The organism is Halocatena pleomorpha, assembly GCF_003862495.1.
GTDB classification, from domain to species: domain Archaea; phylum Halobacteriota; class Halobacteria; order Halobacteriales; family Haloarculaceae; genus Halocatena; species Halocatena pleomorpha.
In genome coordinates, this window is sequence record NZ_RRCH01000042.1 from 18,688 (window position 1) to 43,162 (window position 24,475).

General features: G+C 57.9%; 22 protein-coding genes, 1 tRNA gene and 1 pseudogene. 14 read left to right on the top strand and 10 right to left on the bottom strand.

Going from position 1 to position 24,475, the window contains the following annotated elements:
- Positions 1–93 precede the first annotated feature (93 nt).
- From EIK79_RS16750 to EIK79_RS16780, 8 genes are all read right to left on the bottom strand, one after another.
- A complete protein-coding gene (locus tag EIK79_RS16750) occupies positions 94–1,812 on the bottom strand; it encodes a helicase C-terminal domain-containing protein (RefSeq protein ID WP_124956771.1) in 1,719 nt (572 codons plus the stop codon).
- Between the two features lie 744 nt (positions 1,813–2,556).
- A complete protein-coding gene (locus tag EIK79_RS16755) occupies positions 2,557–2,859 on the bottom strand; it encodes a hypothetical protein (protein ID WP_124956773.1) in 303 nt (100 codons plus the stop codon).
- A gap of 1 nt (position 2,860) precedes the next feature.
- Positions 2,861–2,929, bottom strand: a tRNA-OTHER gene (locus EIK79_RS18295).
- Positions 2,915–3,103, bottom strand: a complete 189-nt coding sequence (locus EIK79_RS16760; RefSeq protein WP_124956775.1) for a hypothetical protein — start codon at positions 3,101–3,103, stop codon at positions 2,915–2,917. Before EIK79_RS16760 ends, EIK79_RS18295 begins: the two co-directional genes overlap by 15 nt.
- 242 nt (positions 3,104–3,345) lie before the next feature.
- A complete protein-coding gene (locus EIK79_RS16765; RefSeq protein ID WP_185715688.1) occupies positions 3,346–4,608 on the bottom strand; it encodes a polysaccharide deacetylase family protein in 1,263 nt (420 codons plus the stop codon).
- A gap of 228 nt (positions 4,609–4,836) precedes the next feature.
- Positions 4,837–5,400, bottom strand: coding sequence for a hypothetical protein (locus EIK79_RS16770; protein ID WP_124956779.1), 564 nt, complete (start codon positions 5,398–5,400; stop codon positions 4,837–4,839).
- Positions 5,401–5,403: 3 nt separating this feature from the next.
- The gene (locus EIK79_RS16775) at positions 5,404–6,282 is read right to left on the bottom strand and encodes a DsbA family protein (protein ID WP_124956781.1); all 879 of its coding nucleotides are present in this window, start codon (positions 6,280–6,282) and stop codon (positions 5,404–5,406) included.
- Positions 6,283–6,538: 256 nt separating this feature from the next.
- Positions 6,539–7,432: a sulfurtransferase gene (locus EIK79_RS16780; RefSeq protein WP_124956784.1), complete on the bottom strand. Its 894-nt coding sequence runs from the start codon at positions 7,430–7,432 to the stop codon at positions 6,539–6,541.
- Positions 7,433–7,617: 185 nt separating this feature from the next.
- On the opposite strand from EIK79_RS16780, the gene EIK79_RS16785 reads away from it, so the two are divergent.
- The 4 genes from EIK79_RS16785 (at position 7,618) to EIK79_RS16800 (ending at position 12,759) form a co-directional block, all read left to right on the top strand.
- Complete coding sequence (locus tag EIK79_RS16785; protein ID WP_124956786.1) at positions 7,618–7,803, top strand: hypothetical protein; 186 nt, start codon at positions 7,618–7,620, stop codon at positions 7,801–7,803.
- A 140-nt stretch (positions 7,804–7,943) separates the two neighbouring features.
- Entirely contained in the window at positions 7,944–8,258 is a 315-nt protein-coding gene (locus EIK79_RS16790; RefSeq protein ID WP_124956788.1) for a DUF7518 family protein, read from the top strand.
- 27 nt (positions 8,259–8,285) lie between these two features.
- Positions 8,286–11,858: a chromosome segregation protein SMC gene (smc, locus tag EIK79_RS16795; protein WP_124956791.1), complete on the top strand. Its 3,573-nt coding sequence runs from the start codon at positions 8,286–8,288 to the stop codon at positions 11,856–11,858.
- Positions 11,851–12,759, top strand: coding sequence for a segregation and condensation protein A (locus tag EIK79_RS16800; protein WP_124956793.1), 909 nt, complete (start codon positions 11,851–11,853; stop codon positions 12,757–12,759). The genes smc and EIK79_RS16800 overlap by 8 nt, the downstream gene beginning before the upstream one ends.
- Before the next feature lie 261 nt (positions 12,760–13,020).
- On the opposite strand, the gene mtnP is transcribed toward EIK79_RS16800, so the two are convergent.
- Positions 13,021–13,866 carry an S-methyl-5'-thioadenosine phosphorylase gene (gene mtnP / locus EIK79_RS16805; RefSeq protein ID WP_124956795.1) on the bottom strand — a complete coding sequence of 282 codons (846 nt, stop codon included), beginning with the start codon at positions 13,864–13,866 and terminating at the stop codon, positions 13,021–13,023.
- A 45-nt stretch (positions 13,867–13,911) separates the two neighbouring features.
- The gene (locus EIK79_RS16810) at positions 13,912–14,604 is read right to left on the bottom strand and encodes a phosphoribosyltransferase (protein WP_124956798.1); all 693 of its coding nucleotides are present in this window, start codon (positions 14,602–14,604) and stop codon (positions 13,912–13,914) included.
- Between the two features lie 145 nt (positions 14,605–14,749).
- Here EIK79_RS16810 and EIK79_RS16815 point away from each other — a divergent pair.
- The 10 genes and pseudogenes from EIK79_RS16815 to EIK79_RS16860 all read left to right on the top strand — a co-directional run.
- Positions 14,750–14,959: pseudogene (locus tag EIK79_RS16815) on the top strand (hypothetical protein); the annotation flags it as partial.
- 146 nt (positions 14,960–15,105) lie between these two features.
- A complete protein-coding gene (gene ppsA / locus EIK79_RS16820) occupies positions 15,106–17,409 on the top strand; it encodes a phosphoenolpyruvate synthase (protein ID WP_124956800.1) in 2,304 nt (767 codons plus the stop codon).
- A gap of 70 nt (positions 17,410–17,479) precedes the next feature.
- Entirely contained in the window at positions 17,480–17,950 is a 471-nt protein-coding gene (locus tag EIK79_RS16825; RefSeq protein WP_124956803.1) for a hypothetical protein, read from the top strand.
- Positions 17,951–18,055: 105 nt separating this feature from the next.
- A complete protein-coding gene (locus EIK79_RS16830) occupies positions 18,056–19,195 on the top strand; it encodes a YndJ family protein (protein WP_124956806.1) in 1,140 nt (379 codons plus the stop codon).
- 36 nt (positions 19,196–19,231) lie between these two features.
- Positions 19,232–20,506: an RNA-guided endonuclease InsQ/TnpB family protein gene (locus EIK79_RS16835; RefSeq protein WP_124956808.1), complete on the top strand. Its 1,275-nt coding sequence runs from the start codon at positions 19,232–19,234 to the stop codon at positions 20,504–20,506.
- A 72-nt stretch (positions 20,507–20,578) separates the two neighbouring features.
- The gene (locus EIK79_RS16840; RefSeq protein ID WP_124956810.1) at positions 20,579–21,178 is read left to right on the top strand and encodes a hypothetical protein; all 600 of its coding nucleotides are present in this window, start codon (positions 20,579–20,581) and stop codon (positions 21,176–21,178) included.
- A gap of 24 nt (positions 21,179–21,202) precedes the next feature.
- Entirely contained in the window at positions 21,203–22,267 is a 1,065-nt protein-coding gene (gene mfnA / locus EIK79_RS16845; RefSeq protein WP_124956812.1) for a tyrosine decarboxylase MfnA, read from the top strand.
- A 66-nt stretch (positions 22,268–22,333) separates the two neighbouring features.
- Positions 22,334–22,624 carry a DUF7562 family protein gene (locus EIK79_RS16850; RefSeq protein WP_124956814.1) on the top strand — a complete coding sequence of 97 codons (291 nt, stop codon included), beginning with the start codon at positions 22,334–22,336 and terminating at the stop codon, positions 22,622–22,624.
- 107 nt (positions 22,625–22,731) lie between these two features.
- Positions 22,732–24,039: an RNB domain-containing ribonuclease gene (locus EIK79_RS16855; RefSeq protein WP_124956816.1), complete on the top strand. Its 1,308-nt coding sequence runs from the start codon at positions 22,732–22,734 to the stop codon at positions 24,037–24,039.
- A gap of 48 nt (positions 24,040–24,087) precedes the next feature.
- On the top strand, positions 24,088–24,384 hold the full coding sequence (locus EIK79_RS16860; protein ID WP_124956818.1) for a hypothetical protein: 297 nt from the start codon (positions 24,088–24,090) through the stop codon (positions 24,382–24,384).
- Positions 24,385–24,475: the final 91 nt, after the last annotated feature.

Below are 24,475 nucleotides of genomic sequence, written 5' to 3' on the forward strand. Positions count from 1 at the left end.
AGAATATCAAATATAATCATTCTGATCTTCGGTTTGGGATCAAGACTGAACGGCGTCCTCGATCCGGAAATCCATACAAAACATGATATTAAATCACTGCCAGACATCATCAAGTGGATGGTTCTCGATCGAGGGCGTAGTCGAAGCGGCGGTCGACCGGCGTCGATCCGTGGCGGTCTCCAAACACGCTTCGCTCGGATCGAACGCCGGGAGCGACGGCGCACGCATGCGGTCGATCTGCGCTTGGAACCACGGTGGAACGTCAGAACGCGCCCGGTCGAACAGATCGAGGAGGCTTTCGTCAGCGAGGTAGGTTGCTCCCTCGTCGGTGGGAGATCTGACAACACGCCCACACGCTTGGATCACGGTTCGGAGCGCACTGCGGTAGTACCACCCCCACTGTCCGTCTTCGAGCCGGCGAGCCACACGAGAGTCGCGCGTGTTCGGAAACGGGGCCTTACACAGCACCTGCCACCGAGCGAGATCCCCCTCCAGATCGAGGGCTTCCTCCATCTTCACGGAGAGCAACACCGTTGAGTCGTCGCGTTTCCACGAGGAGAGCACGGCGTTCCGATTCTCCCGGTCGTGTGATCGAACGCGTTCTCCGACCCCGAAGTCGGACAACAGCGTTGCGAGTCGCTCAGCGATCGCGTATGAATGACAGTGAACAATACCTTTCTGCTCATGGTGTTGCATGAGACGAACGAGAAGGCGTGCGAGTTTCGGAAGCGTCTCATCACGGTGTTCGTGTGTCATTTTCCCCTGTGTCACGTCGAACAGCGGTCGGTTCTCGACAGGGAACGTGTGTTCGACATCCACGAGGGCGACACGAGACGGATCGAGTCCGGTCTGGCGGCAGAACGCCGTCTTGTTCAGGATGGTCGCTGACAACAACGCGAAGGATGTGGCCCGATCCCAGACAGTATGAACGAGGTACCGTTCGGGGTTCATCGGTTTAATGGTGAGGGGTGTTCCCTCGCCGCCGTGCTGGTCTGTGACCCACGTTGTTGCGCTCTCAGGATCGCGGACATCAGTGACGAACCACTGTAGTTCCCTGATAAGTTCGGCAAGCCGATCGCGCGTAGCCACGTCCGCGGCGCTGAGTTCGGGTTCGCGTTGGAGTTCCTGCCGCTTGCGGTCACAGACCGAGACCAACGTCTCGGCGTACTCGATGGCCCCATCCACACCCGTGACCTCCGGTGCCGGCGTGCGATCCCAGACAGGAACCGTTTCGGGACCGAGTTCGATTGTGGCGTACATCTCCGCCCAGTCGACCAACCCGTGAGCTTCGTCGATAACGAGTACGTCGCGCTGGTCGAACACCGTAGAGCCGGCCGTTTGCATGAAATACGCCAGCGTCATCGCGGCGATCGGACGGTTTGCCGCGAGATCCCGGTCCGAAAAGTACGGACACCGGTGTTTGACGGGGCAGTCAAACCCCGTTTCGCGAGCACACGGCGCGCGGTCAACGGGCGTCGTTGTCTCCCCCGGTAGAACACACGAATAGTTCCCTTTGCCCTGAATGACGTTCAGATCGTCGAGCAGCGGATCCGCCGCCACGTCGTCCAATTGGGAGACTTGTGGCGTAGTGTAGTACGCACCGATCGGTTGCCCGGCGTCGGCTTCTCCGGCCCGTCGGGCACAGCCAGCGATGGCCCGCGCGAGTAGCGACTTTCCGCTGCCGGTGGGTGCGCGAACGAGTACGATGTCGTTGCCCGCCGCGAACGCTGTCCGGATGTCGGTGAGGGCCTGCCGTTGCGCACCACGGTACGCGTCGGCTGGAAATTCGGATTCGATACGAGTCGGATTCACGGTCGTCGATATCGATAGATCGTCTGGCTCTCGATCACGCTACTACCTCACCGAACCGAACGACGAGGAGACGGAAAAACGACCCGGAGCGATGGCAGTCAGAGCACAGTATTCGATACGCTCAGTCCTCAAACTCGGTATCGAGATGCTGTGCGTTCTGTGTCATGATCTGGGTGGCTTCGCTGTACTGAAGAACGTTCTGAATATCGCCGTCGCGTTCGGACATCTCTTCAGGGCGTCCTTCGACCGCGTCGAGCTCACCCTGGATGAGGCGTTTCCAATGGACTGTCGGACCGTAGTATCTGAACGCGGCAGTTTCCGTAGGCGGATAAGGTTTCCGTAGGCGGATAAGAGATCTGTCGCGCGCGGGTGCATCTGCCGTCGACGATATCGATGAGAAAGTACAACGGCTTACCGTCGTAGCGATCATCCGGTTGAATCTCAAAACGGAAGGAGCCGTCGAACTCGACGCCCTATCCCGACGCTGCCTGCTGGAACTCCTCGTTCTCGTTCAATCGATCGCGCCACCTCGTGATCCATTCGTCAGCTTCACTCAGGAGTGTGATTGCCATCGGTGTGTACTCTCCGGCGTATTGTGGATAAACACACTGCCAGTTATCGGCGGAACCTATTATTCATCTGCGAGCGCAGCGAGCGCTGTGGGTCGTGCATGGCGATCTCCGACCCGTTTTCCGAGAGATCGTCGATCGTGCCGTTCATGCGGTTACGGACGACCACAGGCGTTCACGTCCTGACTGTCGATACGTCGGCTGTGATGATACCAAAGCCATCACAGAGCGCCGCTTCGACAGCCCCCGTTTCCGTCGTTGCCGTTCGGACCTGCACCTCGACGACGAGATCGACACGGATATCTGTCGCTGTGGGCCGACAGCCCACCACGTCAATCTCCTCAACGGCGGCGACCGGGGTGGCGCTTGTGAGGACATCCATTGCGCCAGCAGTGAGATCGCCCGCTGCTCCACGAGACACCCAGAGGGTGATGTCGGTGCTCGCCGTGACAACGAGCACCGACTCCTCCATGGTCATACGTTCCCGCCGAGACTCGAACTCGGGCTTCGGCCCCCGGCCGCGTGCGTACCTGCTACACCACGGGAATATCGGTCGGATAGTCGATTCCGATCGGATTGGAGTATGGATATCCAACACCGAGCCACCGATCACAGAACAGTCCGTTCTCTACACCGTCGCCGGGACGGTCGTCTCTGGGATGAGAGACACGAGGAACGGACCCGACGTAACACTCACTTCCCGAATCGGGAAGCAGTGTCACGGCGGGCGTGTGGACAGGTAAGCGATGAACAACGCCCGTCCACACTGCCAAGAGATGTATTCGAGAACGGGCCTACCCCGTTCTCGAATTCCTCGGTGGCAACAGCGAACAGTCGGTGTGTGGAAAGCGTGTTCATCATTCGTATCACCGGCCCACGATGTATCCCTTCGTATAATCGCAATTATATTAGTTTTTCCGATGGCGTGGTAAGTGATATCACACCTATGCAGAGGGGCATTCGGCTACCAGTGACTGTTATCAACGAACTGAGAGGGGGTGATAACGTCAACGTCCTTGTTGGCGACGTGATCGATGACCTTCTTGAGGGCGTTTACCGGCAATCCCTCACCACCGATCTCGTGATAGTAGATGACAGCCAGTTGGTTGAATTCGGCAGCCATGTTAACGATCTGGCGGGTACCACGGATAGACTCACCGTTCACACGGGAAATGAACGCGGGATTGCTGGGTCGGCGGGCGTTGTTCGGGCCGCCGCCCTGAAGATAGGCCGTTTTAAACAGCTCGTTAATATGCTTGAGACTCGCGCTGTTCACTCGATGGTATGGAACAATGAAATGTTCCGAGCCTCGTTTGAAACCCTTCACGTTGAGATAGCGTTTCGTTTCCTGGAGGATCCGTCGTTGTTTTTCAGAGGAGTATTTCGGGAGGAGTTCGCTAGCGTGGCCGACCATATCCCATCCGTTTTTGCCCATTTCGCGCATATTGGCCTCGGTGATGCGATCATCTCCGCCGACCGCGTCCGGGATGATGGCGACCGAACCCGTCCAATCTTTCTCTTTAAACAATGGATACACCGTTTCGTAGGCGCTCACGTGTCCGTCGTCGAACTGGAACATCACCTTCCCCTTGTTCCCCTTGGGAACCTTCCGAAGATCGTCAATGAGCACTTCGAACGGCTTGTTCATCGGCCCGATCTGGAGGTTGATCTTCGCCACGTTACCCAACACTGGATTGCCTTGTTTGTCCGTGTAACCGAGATCGAACCGAACCCACCCATTCAACTCCTTGGGAATATGGCGAGTCGCAGTGAGCATTGCACTTTGAGCCGGAGCAATGATCTCGGCCCGTATCTTGACGGTATCGGGCTTGTTCACTTTCGCCGCTAACGAAAGATCGTGGTTGCTCAGATCCAACGCCTCCGGGTAGAACGTGCGGGAAATCTTGGCAGTGGCCTGTTTTCCATTCTTCTTCGGCCGGAGTACGACCGACTGGTCGCCCTGAAACACGTCTTTCGTAGTGGTTGTTGGCTTACCGTACTGTACTTCCCACTGCGACGACATATTGTTGAACTTATCAACTGATTTTCCAGAAGTGGAAATCCCATCGGGCGTGTCAGTATCGGTGGTAGAATTCGAGCTGTCGGTCGAATCGAGTAGATTCGACCCGTCCTTACCACCCAAGATCGATGAACAGCCGGCGAGTGACGCTGTTCCGATGGATCCGATTGCTGTGATGAACTTACGTCTATTTGAATAGTTTCTCATATCGGCAATGGAATCAAGAACTCCACGGATCATAATTATGTGGGTGATAGTTGGATAATATTGGTAAATATCTTCGTAAATTATGGTGTCAATTCAGAAATGGACATAGTATAATCATATACTGAATACCGTAACAGGATCAATAGCACTCAGTTGTGAGACGAATACAGGGAAAACACCGGACTGTCCACGGTTACAGTCGAAAAACGGACCGGGAGAGCACCGGCGTCAGTCGATCCGACATTCACGGGGGTCGCCAGCAAATCCGAGAAACAGGAGGAACAGGGCGATTCCAGCGACACGGAGCACGGTTTGCTGGAACGGAATGAACGACACCGCCCCTGTGAGACCGAAAATGGCAAAGAGACCAGGACCACAACTCGCACAGCCCGCAGCGAACAGTCCGGGAATAACGGCGCTGATGTTGGCAACGCTGCCCACCTGAAACATCCGCAGTTGTGCGACCATGTTCGTGATCGCGATCCCCGTCAACATCGCGTACGCGACGTTCATCGCGATTGAGATGGTGCCGATCTGCTCGATGTTTATCAAGAAGATGCTTTTGAAATAATCGACAGTGACAAGCTGGGGATTGTTGAGGACCATGTTGATCACACCCATCGACTGGGCGAACAGGACAAGCACGAAAAACGTGAGTCCAGCCACAACAGTCGTGAGTACAACTCGCCCCCCGGATAGAAACGGGTAGGAAAGCGCCGTCGACAACTCCTCACCGAATCGTTGGAGTCGGTTCGTGCCAGCTCGTGTGTACGTCCTGAAATCGCTACTCATGGGTTATAGGTTGCGGTACGCATCGATCTGTTGTTTGAAGGTGGAGTACGGCTGCGCGCCGAAAAAGGAGGTGGTTTGGTCCGATCCCGAATGATACAGCACGAAGCCGGGGGTGTCCGAGAACCCCTCGTTTCGGGCGCGCTTTCGTTCTTGTTTGATCTTTGCTTCGTGTTGTTTGCGGTTCTGTTTCATACACTGATCGAGGGCATTGGCGTCAATCCCATCGATATCACGGGCGTAGCCCAGAAGGTTGCTCCGGGAGGACCACTCTCCGCCATCGAGTTGCTGATTCTCGAAGACGGTCCGGTGCCACTCCCAGAAACGATCTGGACGATCGTCTTTCACGCGGTTCCAGAGACACGTAGCCATCACATCGGCCGTCCAAGAGTGGTCTCCGTAGTTCGGATAGTGAAGAAGGACGATCCGAGCTACCCCATCAGACACTTCGTTGCGGATGAGTTTCGGGAGCGCTCCGTTGTCCCCCATCTCGAACTGTTTACAATATGCACACTGGTAATCAGACCAGTAGTAGATGTCGACCGTCGGATCCGACGTGTTGGCTATGATGGGATTGCCCGCCAGCCCAATCCCGTAGCTCGTCGTTCCTGACTCCGAACGGAGCGGGGGCGAGACCGGTTCCGAAGGGGTCGAAGTGGTCGACGTCTCTGTCGACGTAGTCATCGGTGCGTCGTCGGATGGAGCAGTCTTCACTACCTGTTCTGGGGTGTCCGTCTCCGGAGTTGCGCTTCTATCGTTCTGTGTCGTAGTAGGGGTCCCTGCGTCGTTGCCATCGCTTAAACACCCTGCAAGCCCGCCACAGACGCCGACGCCCACGCTCACAAGGAATCCTCGACGGTTCGTTAACGTTCCTTTCAAACTCATGTTGCTTCGTTGATCATATTACAGGACTGACTCATCACCGTGTTCGTCGTGGACATCCTTCCGTTCTACTAGTAGTATTGCCGGGTTGTGTTTTATGACTTTTGCTGTAGTAAACCGATGCTAATTTATTATTTACCATCTATATAGCTATAAAATCATATTGTGGTAAGTATGGTTAGTATTAATCGACGTTTCGTGACTTTATAGCGCCCTGTTACTAAATAATTGATCAAGCGTGTTATCTGTATTGCTATAGTTACTCAGCACGTTCGATCGGTGCGCGGATGGAGTTGCCCCACTCGGTCCACGACCCGTCGTAGTTTTCCACGTCGTCGAAGCCGAGCAGTTCAGTGAGGACGAACCACGCGATCGAAGAGCGTTCTCCAACCCGGCAGTACGTCACGACGGCTTGATCTTCGGTAACGTCGTGCTCTTCGTACAGTTGCTTGAGTTCTTCGGCGCTTTTGAACGTGCCGTCGTCGTCAAGCACCGACGCGGTTGGAACGTTACTTGCACCCGGAATGTGGCCGCCGCGTTGAGCGGTTTCTTGGAGACCCTCTGGTGCGATGATTTCTCCAGTGAACTCCTCGGGAGACCGAACGTCAACCATCGGAAGTCCGCTTTCTAAGGCTTGTTCGACATCCGCTCGATAAGCACGAATCCCCTCAAACGGACCGCGAGCAGTGTACTCCTGCGAAGAAAAATCAGTGGACTCCTCTGTGAGCTGGTACTCGTTGTTAACCCAGTAGTCCTTGCCACCGTCGAGGACGCGAACGTCTTCGTGGCCGTAATATTTGAACTCCCAGTACGCAAACAGCGCAAACCAGTTCGGAATCCAACCGTTCCCGTAGAAGACGACCGTCGACTCCTCGGTGATCCCGGCCGCACCGACCGTCTCTTCGAATTCCGGTTTGTCGAGGATGTCTCGCTCGACTGCGTCGGAAAGATCCTCGTCCCACTGGAAACCGATCGCACCGGGAATATGGCCGTCCTCATACCGCGAAGGGAAGTCCTCTTCGGGCGACTCCGGACTGTTTACCTCGACTAATCGCAGATCCGGCGCGTCCGTTTTGAATTCATCGAGACGATCTTCGACCCAGTCAGCTGACACCAACACGTCGTTGACGTAATTGGAACTACTGGCACTCATAGACACGTGGTGTTCTCTGCCCACTGTAATGTATCTTCGTGACGCGTTCAATAGTATGGAAATAAATACACATAACACGAATAAAAACAATCGAGATCTGGCGGATCTCCTCTAGGGTTGATTGTGGTGGTATTGCAGTGGTGTTCGACCGATTCGTTTTACACGATGCCTATCGTAGTGTAAGTATGGCGAACAAACCCGGTGGCCGACCACCGAGAGAGAAACGCCAGCAACCCACTCGTCGACGGCGTTCGCCGTCCAAGGCGCGTCGTCACCGCCTTTTGCACACGACGCTTTTCATGGCTGGAGCGATCCTGCTCACGGCCGCCGTTGTCATCACAATCGTCTCGGTTGTGGACGCTATGCTTTGACCCGGTCGATGCTCCCACCGCTTCGATTGTGGTGTTCGACTGTGACTGTAGTGACGACGTTCTGATACTCCCCAATAAATATCAAAGGGAACATATATGTCTGACGCAATTTTATACGGTTTGGGCGATCCCTAGCGAACATGGGTCGCAGTGATCGTGTCGAGGAACTCGAAACGCAGGTTCGGGAATTGGAAGCGACCGTCACCGGACTAACTGAGGAACTGTTAGAGTGCAAACAGCGCCTCAGCGAAGTCGAGGACACTCTTGAGGAGGGGTCCGACGCTGAGGGATCGTCATCGGGGATGTACGCCCCGTCTGAGTCGTCACCGACTGGTGAATCGGTCACCAGTTCGATGTCGATCCTGGACGAAGTCGACACGTATACGACGGAGGGAGAAGAATCCCATTCAGAAACGGAGACCGAGGAAGACGGCGACGGGATCATCGTCGCATAGGCCGGTTGTCGTCTCGATCAACTATCGATGCACATCAAAGAACTCGTTTTGGACGATTTCAAGAGCTTTGGTCGGAAGACACGGATCCCATTCTACGAGGATTTTACCACGATCAGCGGTCCCAATGGATCTGGAAAATCGAACATCATTGATTCGATCCTCTTTGCGCTCGGGCTTGCGCGCACATCGGGTATCCGTGCGGAGAAGCTCACGGACCTCATTTACAATCCGGATGACACCGACGAGAAACCATCCGGTACGCGTGAAGCGAGCGTCAAAGTGATTCTCGACAACAGTGCCGGAGCGGTGTCGCGCTCACAGGTGGTCAACGCAGCCGGCACGGACAACGTCGGGGATACCGAAGAGATCACCGTCAAACGACGGATCAAACAGACCGAAGACAACTACTATTCGTACTACTATCTCAACGGTCGATCGGTGAATCTCTCGGATATTCAAGACCTATTGGCTCAGGTCGGTGTCGCTCCGGAGGGGTACAACGTGGTGATGCAGGGCGACGTAACCGAGATCATCAACATGTCGGCGGGCGACCGCCGTCGGATCATCGATGAGATCGCGGGCGTGGCGGAGTTCGACGCTCGCAAAGAGGACGCTGCCGAGGAGTTAGAGGTGGTTCGAGAACGACTCGAAGAGGCTGATCTCCGGATCGAGGAGAAACGCGAGCGGTTGGAACAGTTGGAAGACGAACGGGAGACGGCCCTCGAATACCAGACGCTCAAAGATGAGAAATCCGAGTACGAAGGGTATCTCACGGCCGCAGAACTCGAAGAAAAGCGCGACCGCCTCGATAGAATCACGGAGACGATCGTCGACACTGAAGCGACGCTCACTGACCGCCAAGCAACGCGCTCACAGCGGGAGGACCGGGTGTCTCAACTGGAGGCGGAGCTGTCGGAGTTAAACGCTGAGATCGAACGGACAGGTGAGGACGAACAGCTCCGCGTCAAACAGGAAATTGAGGAGATCAAAGGCGAGATCGCACGGAAAGAAAACGCCATCGAGACCGCTACCGAGCGCGCAGAAGAAGCAGAACGGAAGCGTAGCCAAGCGTTCGTAAAGCTCGATGGGAAACAGGAGGATATTGAGGAGTTGGCCGGCCAGATCAAAGCACAAAAGGTCGAAAAGGTCTCGATCAAAGCCGAGATTCAAGACCACGAGTCCGAGCTTGCAGAAGTCGAAAACGAGATCGAAGCAGTCGACACGGAGTACGAGCGGCTAAAGACGGAGTTGGCCGACGCGCGTGACCGGCTCGAAACGGCGAAATCGGAGCGAAACGACAGCCAACGCGAACAGGATCGGCTGCTTGACGCGGCCCGACGCCGGTCGAACGAACGGCGCGACCTCGAAGCGGAAATCGAGTCGCTCGAAGAGACGATCCCCGAACTCGAAGCGAAACGCACGGACATCGAAGCAGAGCTCGAAGCGGCCAATGAAAACAAAGCCACGATCCAGTCGGCGGTCAACGATCTCAGGGACGAAAAATACGAACTACAAGCGGAAATCGACGAGATCGAAGACGAGCTGAGCGCGGCCCAACAGGAGTACGCCGAACTCGAAGCGAACACCGACGACACGAGCAGCTCGTACGGCCGCGCGGTGTCGACGGTCCTCAACAGCGGGATCGACGGTGTTCACGGAGCGGTGAGTCAACTCGGTAGCATCTCCGGCCGGTACGCAGTCGCGTGTGAGACGGCAGCCGGGGGACGACTCGCCCACGTGGTCGTCGAGGACGATGGCGTTGGACAGCACTGTATCGAACACCTCCAGTCCCGCAACGCGGGCCGCGCAACGTTTCTCCCGATCTCGGAGATGCAGCACCGCTCGTTGCCCTCGCTTCCGGGACACACGGGTGTGGTCGATTTCGCGTACAACCTGGTGGAGTTCGACCGTCGGTACGCAGGTGTTTTTTCGTACGTGCTGGGTGACACCCTTGTCGTCGAAGACATCGACACCGCCCGCGAGCTAATGGGCGAATTCCGGATGGCCACGCTCGGCGGAGATCTGGTCGAAAAAAGCGGCGCGATGACAGGCGGTTCGAACAACGGAACCCGGTACTCGTTTTCTTCCGATACCAGCCGGCTCGAACAGGTCGCAGAGCGCATTACTGAACTCGAAGACCGGCGTCGATCGCTTCGTGAAGACCTTCGATCGGTCGAATCACAACTCGACGACGCACGGGAGCGCCAGTCTGCTGCCACCGATCAGGTGCGCGATATCAAGGCCGAGCGCACAGAGATCGATGAGCGCATCGAATCCACCGAGGCGGCAATCGAGGACAAAAAAGCGGAGATCACGGAGATCGGACGCGCCCGCGAGGAGACCGAAGAGCAGATGCGGACGATCGAAGCCGAGATCGAAGAGAAAGACGAGACGATCGCCGGGATTGAAGCGGAGATCGACGATCTCGAAGCCGAACTCCGATCCTCGGCCGTCGCGGAACTCACCGACCACGCTGAAACCCTTCGGGAAACGATCACCGATCTCGAAGACGAGATGCGGCGGATCGACGACGATCTCAACGAGTTGAAGCTGGAACGAGAGTACGCGGAGGAGACGATCGACGATCTTGAAGGCGAGATCGAAGCCGCAGAGGAACGCCACGCAGCCGCGACCGAGCGTATCGAGGAGCGCAAAGCGGAGATCGGAGACGAGGAGGCACGCCTCGAACGCAAACACGAGCAGGTAGCGGAACTAGAAGAAGAGCTGGCTGATCTCAAAGACGAGCGAACGGATCTCAAAACGGAGCTACAGGACGCCCGCGAGAGCTACGAAACGGCCGCCGACGCGGTCGACCGCGCAGAAAGCCGGCTCGAATCGCTACGGGAGCAGAAAACGCGGCTCAGCTCGGAGATCGAGGAACTGGCCGAACAGGTCGGTTCGTACGACCCCGAGGAGATTCCTGCTCACGAGACACTCGAACGCGAGATTGCGCGGCTCGAAGAGGAGATGGCTGCGCTCGAACCAGTCAACATGCTCGCTATCGATGAGTACGATCGCGTTTCCGGGGAGCTGTCCGACCTCGAAACGCGCCGGAAGACGCTCACAGAGGAGCGTGACGCTATCCAGACCCGCATCAAGGAATTCGAGACCAAAAAGAGGGCGACGTTCATGGACGCGTATGAGGGCATCAACGAACAGTTCGAGGAGATCTTTGCGCGGCTGTCCGATGGGTCTGGGACGCTGTTTCTCGAAGACGAGGATGATCCGTTTGCGGGCGGTCTGACGATGAAGGCCCAACCCGGCGACAAACCGGTCCAACGACTCGCAGCGATGTCTGGGGGTGAAAAATCGCTGACGGCGCTCGCGTTCATCTTTGCGATCCAACGACACAATCCCGCGCCGTTTTACGCGCTCGATGAAGTCGACGCGTTTCTGGACGCGGCCAACGCCGACGCCGTCGGTGAACTCATCGACGAACTCGCCGGCGATGCCCAGTTCGTCGTCGTCTCACACCGGTCGGCGCTGCTTGAACGGTCCGAGCGGGCCATCGGCGTCACCATGCAGGGCAACAACATCAGCGCGGTCACGGGAATCGATCTGAGTGGCGACACGGACAGAGAGGTACCCGCAGATGACTGAACACGTCGACGGCGTTACGATCGATCTCACCAGCGGTGATCCCGAGAGCACAGCCGAGGACACGAACGAACCGGCCACCGAAGCGGATGCGACGGACGAGGAAGTCGAACCGGTCGAGTTGCTCGTGCAACTCGCAGAAGACGAGGAAATCGATCCATGGAACATCGACCTCGTGGCTGTCACCGACAAGTTCCTCGGTGCGCTCGATTCAGCCGATCTCCGGGCGGGTGGGCGGGCGCTGTTTTACGCCAGCGTTCTGTTGCGCATGAAAAGCGAAGCGTTGACAGAGGCGAGCGAACCGGAGGAGTCGGCAGACATCGAGGAAGAGCACCAATGGATAGAGCCGACAGCGACCGAGGCGCCGGGAACAGCCCCCGAAAACGGCCGGGATCCGTTCGACGCGCTCGAACAGGAGATGGATCGGCGGCTCGATCGGAAACGCGCACGTGGCACGCCCCAAACGCTCGACGAACTCGTTCGAGAACTCAGAGAGCGCGAGCGAAACACACACTGGAAGGAATCACGGACCTACGACACGAGTGACTCGCCGCGTGGATTCAGCCGTGGTACCCAAACACTCGATTACCGCGACGACGACGCCCGCCGGATGGACGAGGAACCATCAGAAACGGAGGTCACTGGTACGACCCACACAGAAGACATCGAAACAACCATTCAAACCGTCTATCGTGCGCTGTGTGAACAGTACGACCGAGGACGGGATGCAGTGCTGTACGCCGAGATCAATGCGGTTGGTGGCTCACGCGTCGAAACGTTTCTCGCGCTGCTGTTCCTCGGGCACCGGGGGCAAGTTCGCCTCGAACAGGACGAACTCTTCGGAGACCTCTGGATACACGACCAAACAGCCGGATCGACGGCAGATGAAGCCGTTGCGGATTAATATTCGAACAACACACCAAAAATTACGCTACTTTCTTCGTAGTAAGATTTATATTATACCGGTATCTATGTCACAGTATGACACCCGACCGGCTCCAAGAACGATTGGCGGAAACGGAAGGGCGCGTCGATCCCCAGGAGTTGGCGCAAGCGCTCATGTACGTCCGTGAGGACGGATCGTGATCCGGCTTCGATACCGATCAATAGCGTAGCCAGCAAGGCGTCGCTACTTATTTTAAACTATACAATAAGTTCAATAGAATCACAGATAGTCGCCAACGAGCAGTTCAGTTTGTCGTTTCGTCTCCTCTGGAATCGCCGCAGACGGGGTGTTGATCGCGTTCGCAAGCGCCTGGTGACATTCACAGTCGTGTTCGTCTGGCAGCGTCTCGATCGCGCGTTCGATGACTCGTTTGATAGCGCGTTCGTTCGCAGTCGCGTTGTCGAGTACCTCCTGAAGGGTGACCTGTTCGTCCTGTTTCCAAACGTCGTAGTCGGTGACGCCGGTGACAGTCGCATAACACAACTCGGCCTCGCGGGCGAGTTTCGCCTCCGGAATGGCGGTCATACCGATAACGTCCCAATCGTTGGCGCGGTAGAACTCGCTTTCGGCGCGCGTCGAGAACTGGGGGCCTTCGATACAGACGTACGTCCCGCCATCGACGACCGTCGTGTCGGTTGCCTCGTGACACCCAGCGAGGTGAGTTGTCAGTTGCGGGCAGTACGGCTGGGCGAAACTCATGTGGACCACGAAATCCTCGAAAAACGAGGACTGACGGTGACAAGTTCGATCGAAGATCTGGTCCGGAATCACGAGCGTTTGGGGTGGGAGATCCTCTCTGAGGCTGCCGACAGCGTTGCTTGAGAGGATTCGATCGACGCCGAGCTGTTTGAGCGCGTGGATGTTCGCGCGGTAAGGCACTGTTGTCGGTGAGTACTCGTGGTTACGGCCGTGTCGGGGGAGAAACGCGATCTCGGTGTCGGCTACCGTTCCGATGGTGATCGGCGCGCTGGGGTCTCCAAACGGCGTTTCGACGCGTTTCTCGCGGGAGTTCTTGATATCGAGCGATTCGTAGATGCCGCTTCCACCAATGAATCCAACTGTCATGGCCGGTCGTATGAGCCATGACTATTAACACACCGGGACTTTCGGTCAGTGTCGCTGTCGCCACCCATCAGCAGTCCGTTCGAGGAGATCCCGGCGCACCATCTCCGCAAGCACCTCTTCGAGACGGTCGGGCTGTGCGATCTCCATCTCGATCCGGTCGATCCGGTGGTATTTACGGAGAAGGTGACGGACATCGTGGCGGGTGAACGTCTTCGCGTCCGCTTTTTCCATCACACCGCCGATCAGATCGATCATATCCTCAATGAAGTTCCACGGGTAGACCACCCACGCCCATTCTTCGAGGCGCTCACCGACGAAATCCGGTTCGAACTCGCTCGTCCCCAACAGTTGAAGCGTCGCCGTCCGGACTTCGTTGGGATTGCGGTCGGTGACGTACTCCTCGGCGTGTCGGATCGACCCCCCCGTATCAGCGATGTCGTCAATGATGAGTACGTCCTTGCCCTCGACGCTGCCCTCCGGCATCGGATACCGAACCTGTGGCTCGTCGGTCTTCTCGGCCGTTCCGACGTAATGTTCCATCTTGAGACTCGCAAGGTCGTCCAACCCGATGAAATCACACAAACACCGACCAGCGAACCACCCTCCGCGCGCCAACGCCACGATCACATCTGGCTCGAACGACGCCCCCGTGACCTGCTGTGAAACGTCTCGACAGAGATCGTAGATGTACTCCCAGGTGGTGATCGTGCATTTGAACTCCTCTGGAAGATCGCTCATATCGGGTGTCTCACCACGGAGTACGGATAAGAATTGTCAGAGACGATGGTACACGCGACACAAGCACACACCCGGCTGTGTCCCGAACGTCGCTCACGCTGTACACACAACAGTAGCTAAACCATTGGCTCACAATGTACATGTAATAGATGCTAATAAGAAACGCGTCCAGTTTCGCGCCCCTCACAGACCGATTGACCGAACTGACGCAGTTGCGGCCGTTTCCGGTGACGACCGGACGGATCTCCTCGTGACCGCGATTCGGGCGTATCTCCAAGCGGCTGCGCACGACGCTGACCTCGTTCAGGAAATCGCGGCCGCTTACTACGACGGCGAGATCACCTATCCCGTACTATTAAAAGTGAAGTGAAAGTAAAGAAGCAAGTAATTGTGTTACACTGCCCCTTCTGCCCGCCATAATCAACAACTTAAGTTCGAGTTAATTCTATTCGCGTCGGTCGGAAGGTTCTTTATTGGCCTTGGCGACCCTTCGAATACGCAATGGCTGTACTCTGGCTGGATACGATCGGGTCGGATGACCTCGATTCCGTCGGCGGAAAAGGGGCGTCGCTCGGTGAGCTTACAGGGGCGGAGCTGCCCGTTCCGCCGGGATTCGTGGTGACGGCGGGGACGTATCGATCGTTCATCGAGCAGACGGGGATCGACGACGCGCTGTTCGAAGCAGTCGATATCGATCCGGACGATTCCTCGGCACTGGCCGACGCCGAGGAAACGGCTGAGGAGCTCATTATGAACACGGAGCTGCCTGAGGAAATCGCCTCCGGAATCCTCGAAGCGTACGACGAGGTGGGTAACGGTGAGGCGTTCGTTGCGGTGCGGTCTTCGGCCACAGCAGAAGACCTCCCGGACGCGAGCTTCGCGGGCCAACAGGAGACGTTTCTGAACATCACCCGTGAAGCGCTGCTTGACCGGGTGAAACAGTGTTGGGCGTCGCTGTTCACGAAACGCGCGATCTACTACCGCGAAGAGCAGGGATTCGACCACGATATAGTGGATATCGCCGTCGTCGTGCAGGAGATGGTCGACGCGGAGAAAAGCGGCGTCATGTTCACCAGTCACCCATCGACCGGTGACGACGAGATCATCGTCGAAGCCGCGTGGGGATTGGGCGAGGCTGTCGTCTCCGGGTCGGTCTCACCGGACAACTACGTCATCGATCCCGCGACTGCCGAGCCGACGACCATCACCATCGCTGATAAGAAAGCGATGCACGTGAAAGATTCAAAAACAGGCGAAACCGTCGAGACGGAGGTGCCCGACGAGAAGCGCACCGAGCGCGTACTGACCGACGAGGAGATCGCTCGGCTCACTGAACTCGGCCGGCGAGTCGAAGACCACTACGGCACGCCGCAGGACGTGGAATGGGCGATCATCGACCCCTCAGAGGACGAATCCGGAGACGGAGTGTTCATGCTCCAATCACGGCCGATCACAACGATCTCCGATGAGACCACGACGCCACAGGCCGAGGCGACGGACGGAAGCGGTCTCGAAGCGAAACAACGCAGCGAAGTGCTGTTGAAGGGTCTCGGTGCGAGTCCGGGCGTCGTCTCGGGACCGGCACAGATCGTAACGAAACTCGATCAGCTCGATAAGGTCGGGGAGGGCGACATCATCGTGACTGAGATGACAACGCCAGATATGGTGCCGGCGATGAAGCGCGCGGCGGGGATCATCACCGACGAAGGTGGAATGACCTCTCACGCCGCTATCGTTTCGAGAGAGTTGGGTGTGCCCGCCGTCGTCGGATCCGGCAGCGCAACCACCCAGATCGACGACGGGCAGGTTCTCACGATCGACGGTGACAAGGGAACCGTCGAGGAGGGCGCGACCGAAGAAGACACCGAGGACCACGAGCCACACGAGGATGTCAGACCACAAAGTCCCGTCAAGCCGATGACGGCGACCGAGGTGAAGGTGAACGTCTCCATTCCGGAGGCCGCCCACCGTGCCGCTGTCACGGGTGCCGACGGCGTTGGACTGCTCCGACTGGAGCACATGATCCTTTCGACCGACAAAACGCCCGAGCGCTACATCCGTGACCACGGGGCTGATGCGTACATCGAGGAGATCGTCAGCGGCGTTCGGGGCGTTGCCGACGAATTCTATCCCCGACCTGTGCGGGTTCGCACGCTTGATGCGCCCACCGACGAGTTCCGCCAACTCAAAGGCGGCGAGGACGAACCGGACGAACACAATCCAATGCTCGGCTATCGCGGTATTCGGCGGAGTCTCGACCGCCCGAACGTGTTCGAGCACGAACTCGAAGCGTTCCGACGGCTGTTCGACATGGGGTACGACAATGTCGAGATCATGCTGCCGCTCGTGAACGATGTCGAAGACGTTCACCGTGCGAAATCACTCATGAAAGACGTCGGTATCGATCCGAGCATCCGGACGTGGGGCGTAATGATCGAGACGCCTGCAAGCGCGCTGTGCGTCGAGGAGATGGCCGACGCCGGCATCTCCTTTGCCTCCTTCGGTACGAACGATCTCACGCAGTACACGCTGGCGGTCGACCGGAACAACGAGAACGTCGCGTCCCGATTCGACGAACTCCACCCTGCGGTGTTGAAACTCATCGGAGACACCATCGAAACGTGCCGAGAAAACGGCGTGGATACGAGCATCTGCGGTCAAGCCGGGTCGAAACCACAGATGGTCCGGTATCTCGTCAACACTGGCATCAGCTCTATCAGCGCCAATATTGACGCCGTCAGGGATGTTCAACACGAAGTCAAACGCGTCGAGCAGAAACTGCTACTCGAATCCGTCCGCGAGTAGCCAACCTGACTGAATGGGATAGCCGCGTTACAAATAATTTTTTACCCGTGAATATTCGTAATAACACTATATGGTAACCATTCCTGATCGGCTGACTGAGAGGGTATCGTCGTTGTTGGGTCCGGCGGGGAGCGGCGTCCGGTGGCTGGGTGGAGTGATCGTCGTGTGCGGCGTCACACTCAAAGGCGTCCTCCTGCAGTCCGGGCGGGAGGATATCCGCACGGCGACCATCGTTTCGATCGGACTACTTGGACCTGTGTGGCTCGCATTCGGCGGGATGGAAATGCTCGGCGCGAACAACAGCATGCTCTGTACGACTGGCGAAATGGGAATCCCGACACTGGTCGTGACGACGATGTTCGAGGCACTCGTTGCGTTGTTCGTCCTCAAAGGACTCCTGCGAACGATGATAGCCCTCTCCCAAACCAGAGACGACCTCGTCGATCCCGTGTTGTCGATCGGTGCGGCGATCCTCCCCGTGTTACTCGGATCAGTGCTAGTCGTGGGGAACGGCAGCCTCATTGCGTGTTTGTATCCGTGAACGCATCCCCGGAACGCGATGCTCGCCTCTCACGATGTCGATGATTGATTAGTGATCGTTTCGGACGTGTTGTATGGTAGGAAATTCAATCTCCAGTGAGTGTCGATGATCGATGGCGTTCGTTCGTCCGCTCCGTTACTCAGTCGTCGAGTGACTGAACTGAGCGCCCTCATCGGGGGTGGAAGCTGGCTCGCGCTCGTCGCGTGGGGATCGGTCGGTCGGCTCGAACGCCTCTTTTTGCTGGCACCGCTGGTGATCGTGCCGCTGGTTTTCGTGTTGCTTGGACGCGGGGTGCGGTCGCGTTGGTACCGCGCTGCCGTGTGGCTCCAACCGATCGGGGCTGCCTTCGTCGTGGTCTCGTTCACTCTCAGTCGGGGAATACTCGCCGGGCTGTCGATCGTTCCGTGGCTCATCGTGACAGTTACAGTAGCGGCGTGGGGATTCGGGCGACTCGTTTCTCGGGACCGTGTATCGGTCTCCGCCCTCGCCGTCGACGCCGGACTGTTGTACGTCGTCGTCGGGAGCAGCTGGTTGTTGTGCAGTCGTCTTGGACTCGAACCGATGGGCTTCAGTGACGCGATCGTGTTTTTCACAGCGGTGCACTTCCACTACGCCGGGTTCACTCTGCCGATCCTCACGGGCGTGACCGGCCGCGTGGTCAAGGTAATCGGACGGTCGAGTCTGCGGCGCGTCTATACGGGGGCAGCCACCACGATCATCGTCGGTCCAGGGCTGATCGCCGCTGGGATCACGCTGTCGCCACTGGTCGAGATTGTCGCTGTAACCACGCTTGCCGGAGGAGTGATCGCGTTCGCGCTCGTCACGCTGTGCATCGTTCCTGAACGCTCGAATCGGATCCAGCAGGTGGCGCTGACGATCTCGTCGATCGCGGTCGCGGTGTCGATGCTGTTTGCCTTCGGCTACGGACTCTCACAGTTTCTCGGCCAGACGATCGCCGGGCTTCGGATCGACACGATGGTGGCGATCCACGGTCAGTTGAACGCGATCGTGTTCGGGCTGGTGGGTGCACTCGGCTGGGCTGTCTCCGTACCATCCGCTGACACACACCGAACACCGCCGCTCAGTTCGCTCACATCCAGCGGTCGGGTGGGAGCGGCGTTCCTCAAACGGAACGGACTCCAGGGACCGGGCGCTCCGATCGGACAGATGGAACAGCTAGCGGCGTACGCCCGACCGGGATTCGATCCAGAAGCCGTCCATCCGGCTGTTCGAACGTTTTATTAAGAGAACGGCGTTCATAACCAGTTATGAAGCCAGAAAATGAGTCGAACCATCCGGACCTTCGAGGCCACGATTACGAACCAGCAACAGGTTCGTGACGGCCTCGACCAACTCGGATGGGCCGCCTCAAAACTCTGGAATGTCGGTCGCTACTACGCACAAGAACAGTGGGACGAAACGGGCGAGATTCCCGATGACGGGGAACTCAAAGCCGAACTCAAAAGCCACGAACGCTACACGGACTTGCATTCTCAATCCAGTCAGCGCGTTCTCGAAGAACTCGCTGAAGCGTTCAACGGCTGGTTCGGCAAGCGTCGGAACGGCGACGACCGTGCCCGACCGCCCGGCTACCGCAAAAACGGAGATTCCCATCCACGTTCAACCGTGTCGTTCAAAGCGGCTGGCTTCAAGCACGACGCACAGTTCACCCGTGTTCGCCTCTCGAAAGGCCGCAACCTCAAAGAACACCGTTCAGATTTCATCCTGTGCGAGTACCAGACCCGCCCAGATGTTGACCTGACCGAGTGGGACATTCAACAGGTTAGGGCCGTCTACAAACGCGACGAGTGGCGATTACAATTCGTCTGTCGAATCACTATCGACCCGGAACCACCGGGCGACGATGTGGCCGGTGTTGACCTCGGTATTTGCAACTTCGCCGCCGTCTCGTTCGGCGGTGAATCGGTGTTGTATCCGGGTGGCGCACTCAAAGAGGACGAATACTACTTCACGAAGAAGAAAGCCAAGTGCGACGATTCCTCGTCCCGAGAGGCTACGCGTCTCGACCGCAAGCGGACGGGTCGTCGGACGCACTTCTTGCACGCACTCTCGAAAGCAATCGTTGAGGGATGCGTCGAACGAGGTGTCGGAACGCTTGTCGTTGGCGACCTCGGTGGCATCCGAGAGGACGACGAGAACGGCGACCCCCGCAACTGGAGCGACCACGGCAACCTCGACTTGCATGGGTGGGCGTTCGACCGCTTCACGACGCTTCTCGACTACAAAGCGGAAGCGGAAGGTATCAACGTGGAGTTGGTGTCCGAACGCGATACATCGAAGTCCTGTTCGGCGTGCCGTCACACCGAGGACAATCAGCGCGTTGAACGCGGACTGTACGTGTGCGATGAGTGCGATACGGTTGCGAACGCGGACGTGAACGGCGCGGAGAATATTCGACAAAAGGTACTCCCGAGTCTCGCCACGGATGGCGGCGATAGGGATAACGGCTGGTTGGCACAGCCAGCGGTTCACCTGTTCGACCGTAGTGAGGGCTGTTTCGCCCCACGAGAACAGGTCGTGAACCGCGAACCTTAATATCCCAACGCGGTCGGGAATCCTCGCGCTTTAGCGCGGGGAGGATGTCAAGAGGAAACCGCCGCCTACGAGTTGCAGTACGACGTGCAGTATCACGCCGGGTTCCGGCTTGGCGGACGGTTTGGAAGGCGAGTGACATCACGGATCGAACAGCTCAACCTCCCGGCACCTGACGCGTCGACAAGACGGACCGACAGCCGGATCGTCGATATCGATGACGCCGCAGACGGGCGAACAGGAACACGGGCGTGGATCCGGACGGACACCGAAACGGGAAATGCGGTGTTCGTCGCTGCCTACGCGACCCACGAACACGAGGACGAAACGTACATGAACATCGGGTTGCCGCTGCCGTGGAGCAATCTATCGGCCGTTCTGTGGATCGACACCGCAGATATCGATGCTGACGGCGGACACGGAATCAGGCTCTCCTCGCGGCAGCGGGACGAACCGGGTGACGAAGGGATCTACCTCTTGACGCCCGTTGGTACGGTACGGCTCCCGATGCACGAGGACTTTCGCGTGTGGCCCGACAACGGTTCTGGGACCGATCTCACGGCCGAACACGGGCTGTGGATCTTCGGACGGCCGTTTCTCACGATCACGTACACCATCGAACGGATGGGGACCGAGTCGCCGGAGGGAATCGGGAAGCGAGAACGCAATGGCTAAACCCGAGAGTTCGATAGGGTAGCTATGCAGCGGGCCGACCCGCAGGATTTCGCTCGCGTTCTCTCATCGATGTGTACGATCCCTCATCCGGAGGCCCGCGCCGCAGCACAGCGGTTTCTGGCGACCAATCCCGGTGATCCAGGAACGTACGAGACGGTTGCGGCGCTCGAAGCGGAGGCGATCGAGACGCTCGGACGGATTGCTGGACTCTCCGACGCGGCCGGATACGTCGCGTCTGGAGGGACAGAAGCGAACATTCAGGCCGTTCGAATTGCGCGAAACCGTGCACGGGACCGCGACGGCGTCACCGATCCGAACGTCGTCGCCCCCGAAAGCGCTCACTTCAGTTTCACGAAGGCCGCCGATGTGCTCGGCATCGAACTCCGACGCGCGCCGCTCAGGGACTATCGAGCCGACGCCGACGCAATGGCCGAGTTCATCGACGATCAGACAGTGTTAGTGGTCGGCGTGGCCGGAACGACCGAGTACGGCCGGGTTGATCCCATCCCCGAGATCGCCGCGCTCGCGGAGGCACACGACGCACTCTGTCACGTCGACGCCGCATGGGGGGGGTTCGTGCTTCCGTTCACGGACCACGACTGGAACTTCGAACACGCGTCGATTGACACGATGACGATTGATCCGCACAAGATGGGCCAAGCGGTCGTCCCCGCCGGTGGACTGCTCGCACGGTCTTCGGAACTGCTCGATCCGCTGGCTATCGATACACCGTATCTCGAATCAACGGGGCAAGTGACGCTCACTGGTACGCGAAGCGGGGCTGGGGTCGCAAGCGCCGTTGCCGCAATGGAAGCACTGTGGCCCGACGGCTATCGGACGGCCGCACGAACCGCACAGGAGAACGCCGAATGGTTCGCGACCGCCCTCACGGAACGAGGATACGATGTTGTACCCCCCGAACTCCCACTCGTTGCAACCGACATCCCACAATCCACGATCAAGAAACTACGCGATCGTGAATGGCGCGTCTCGAAAACCGGTGCTGGCGAACTCCGCGTTGTAATGATGCCCCACGTCACGCGGGAGATGCTTCGGTCGTTCCTCGACGATCTAGACCGACTGGATTGATCCGCGGGCACCACCGTGGGTGTGCATGGCACAGAGCTAAGTACCACTGTGAGGTATATACAACTCATGTGGGGGATGCGACTCGGGCGCGAGGCGCGCGTCACATGTATCGCCTGCGGAACGCGAGTCGCTCGATCGGACGCTCGGGAATACGACAAAGAGGGAGATCGATGGGAACGAAGTGGCAAGGAATTCGAACACCTCTGTAAACCGTGCCACAATGACATCGATCACCATCCGCGTGGTGAACTCGAACGTCTCCTAATCGACATCGAGCAACCACAGCACATGACGCAGGTGGAATTCATTCACCACTACCACCGTCTGGTCGAGGAACGCTATGGGCGCTCGGAATAGTCGAGACAGTTCGATCCAGTCCATCCCACCCTGATTGGAGGCTCTGTGGCGTGCGAACGCACACCGATACCCGATACGGCTAACTGTCCCACCCTAGTAGCTCTTCTATGAGCGATTCTCAGGACCAAGCGGAGGCAGGAACTGCCGAGGGACAAGGGCCAGTTACGATCGATCAAGAACTGGCGCGTCACCTCGATAACAAGCGCCAAGAGCTGTTCGAGAAGTTCGAGATCCGGGACGAGTTCCCTCCCGAAGTGATCGAGGAAGCCGAAGAACGGACGGCGAACGTCCAAGCGGAGATCGAAAACGAGATCGATAATCGGGTCGATCTCCGTGACCGAACGACGTGGACGACCGATCCGATCGACGCTCAAGACTTCGACGACGCCATCAGCATCGAACGCACCGACGAGGAGTACATTCTGTGGGTGCATATCGCAGACGTGACCCACTACGTCCACCCCGACAGCGCCATGTGGACCGAAGCGATCGAGCGCAGCAACACCGTCTATCTGCCTGCCTACACGATCCATATGCTCCCACCGGTGCTCGCTGAAACGGTCTGTTCGCTCGTTCCGAACGAGGATCGACTCGCCCACACCGTCGAAATGCATCTGGATCCCGAAACGCTCACCTATGAGTCGATCGACATCTACAAATCCGTCATCACCTCCGACGAACGGCTGACGTACACCCAGTGTGAGCGTCGTCTCGACGATCCCGACGCACCGCTTCACGAGGAGTGTGCCCTGGTGTACGAGTTGGCTGAGCAGATGCACGAGCAGCGCAAGGCAGACGGATCGCTCGTGTTGAATCCGAGTCGTGACCGTGCACACACCATCATCGAAGAGTGCATGTTGAAAGCGAACAAGGCTGTCACCCACGAACTCATGTGGGACCGAGGCGTTGAGGCGATGTACCGCGTCCACCCCCAGCCCGCACCCGAGGAGTGGGACGAAGCCCTACAAGAGATCCAAGAGCTCAATGGTGTTTCGATCCCTGCAGGGAGTTGGGACGATCCTCGCAAGGCGGTCAACGCCACCCTCGAACAGGCACCCGACCGCCAACTCGACAAGATCCAACGCGCCGTGATGCGGGTGATGCCCCGCGCGAAATACATGAACGATCCCTTTGGCGGTCACCACGCGCTGAACTTCGAAATCTACGGCCATTTCACCAGCCCGATTCGTCGGCTGTCAGATCTCATCAACCACTGGATCGTCTACACCAACGACGTGCCCGTCGATCTTATCCAGCTCTGTGACCGGGCTTCCGATAAACAGACCGACGCGGAACACTGTGAGCGGGAGTACAAACAGTTCCTCGAAGAGGTCGGGCTTGATCCCTACGCCGTCAACAACCGCGGACTCGAAATCGTCGACGAGGACGACGACACCGACTCGGAGACGAGTTAAGAACTCCGACGCCGAAAGATACACCGCCATTCTCGGCGTACCCGTGGCATGATCTCCCGTGCCGTGTTATCCCACCCATCAGAACTGAGTGAGTGGGGACGGCTCCAGATCGATCAGACCCATTTCCGGGCGTGGCTTGTCCGATCGCACGATTCCTTCAGCGAGGGCGAACGCTTCGAGGAGTTCGTGGATACGGGCTGTTGTGGAAACACTCACTACATTGAGTTCGTCGTCGAATGCGTCGACGGCGACGGTCCTGTGAGCCGCGAAACCGATATTGAATACACTGAACGAGACGGCTGTGATCGCGGCGGCGGCTGGACTGCTCAGAGCACCGTGGAGTGAAGCAGTACGGTCTGCTCCTCTCGGCCCAGTTGTGAGATCGAGTCGTCGTCGGAGTACAATCCGACTCGATTAGTCATCGTCGGAGTACAAT

Bases quoted from the DNA above. Each gene is read 5' to 3' on its own strand.
- EIK79_RS16835 (WP_124956808.1), top strand. From the start codon at position 19,232: ATGAGTCGAACCATCCGGACCTTCGAGGCCACGATTACGAACCAGCAA.
- EIK79_RS16755 (WP_124956773.1), bottom strand. From the start codon at position 2,859: ATGACCATGGAGGAGTCGGTGCTCGTTGTCACGGCGAGCACCGACATC.
- EIK79_RS16775 (WP_124956781.1), bottom strand. From the start codon at position 6,282: ATGAGTTTGAAAGGAACGTTAACGAACCGTCGAGGATTCCTTGTGAGC.
- EIK79_RS16825 (WP_124956803.1), top strand. From the start codon at position 17,480: ATGGTAACCATTCCTGATCGGCTGACTGAGAGGGTATCGTCGTTGTTG.
- mfnA (WP_124956812.1), top strand. From the start codon at position 21,203: ATGCAGCGGGCCGACCCGCAGGATTTCGCTCGCGTTCTCTCATCGATG.
- EIK79_RS16765 (WP_185715688.1), bottom strand. From the start codon at position 4,608: ATGAGAAACTATTCAAATAGACGTAAGTTCATCACAGCAATCGGATCC.
- ppsA (WP_124956800.1), top strand. From the start codon at position 15,106: ATGGCTGTACTCTGGCTGGATACGATCGGGTCGGATGACCTCGATTCC.
- EIK79_RS16810 (WP_124956798.1), bottom strand. From the start codon at position 14,604: ATGAGCGATCTTCCAGAGGAGTTCAAATGCACGATCACCACCTGGGAG.
- EIK79_RS16770 (WP_124956779.1), bottom strand. From the start codon at position 5,400: ATGAGTAGCGATTTCAGGACGTACACACGAGCTGGCACGAACCGACTC.
- EIK79_RS16780 (WP_124956784.1), bottom strand. From the start codon at position 7,432: ATGAGTGCCAGTAGTTCCAATTACGTCAACGACGTGTTGGTGTCAGCT.
- EIK79_RS16860 (WP_124956818.1), top strand. From the start codon at position 24,088: ATGATCTCCCGTGCCGTGTTATCCCACCCATCAGAACTGAGTGAGTGG.
- mtnP (WP_124956795.1), bottom strand. From the start codon at position 13,866: ATGACAGTTGGATTCATTGGTGGAAGCGGCATCTACGAATCGCTCGAT.
- EIK79_RS16800 (WP_124956793.1), top strand. From the start codon at position 11,851: ATGACTGAACACGTCGACGGCGTTACGATCGATCTCACCAGCGGTGAT.
- EIK79_RS16790 (WP_124956788.1), top strand. From the start codon at position 7,944: ATGGGTCGCAGTGATCGTGTCGAGGAACTCGAAACGCAGGTTCGGGAA.
- EIK79_RS16785 (WP_124956786.1), top strand. From the start codon at position 7,618: ATGGCGAACAAACCCGGTGGCCGACCACCGAGAGAGAAACGCCAGCAA.
- EIK79_RS16850 (WP_124956814.1), top strand. From the start codon at position 22,334: ATGTGGGGGATGCGACTCGGGCGCGAGGCGCGCGTCACATGTATCGCC.
- EIK79_RS16830 (WP_124956806.1), top strand. From the start codon at position 18,056: ATGATCGATGGCGTTCGTTCGTCCGCTCCGTTACTCAGTCGTCGAGTG.
- smc (WP_124956791.1), top strand. From the start codon at position 8,286: ATGCACATCAAAGAACTCGTTTTGGACGATTTCAAGAGCTTTGGTCGG.
- EIK79_RS16855 (WP_124956816.1), top strand. From the start codon at position 22,732: ATGAGCGATTCTCAGGACCAAGCGGAGGCAGGAACTGCCGAGGGACAA.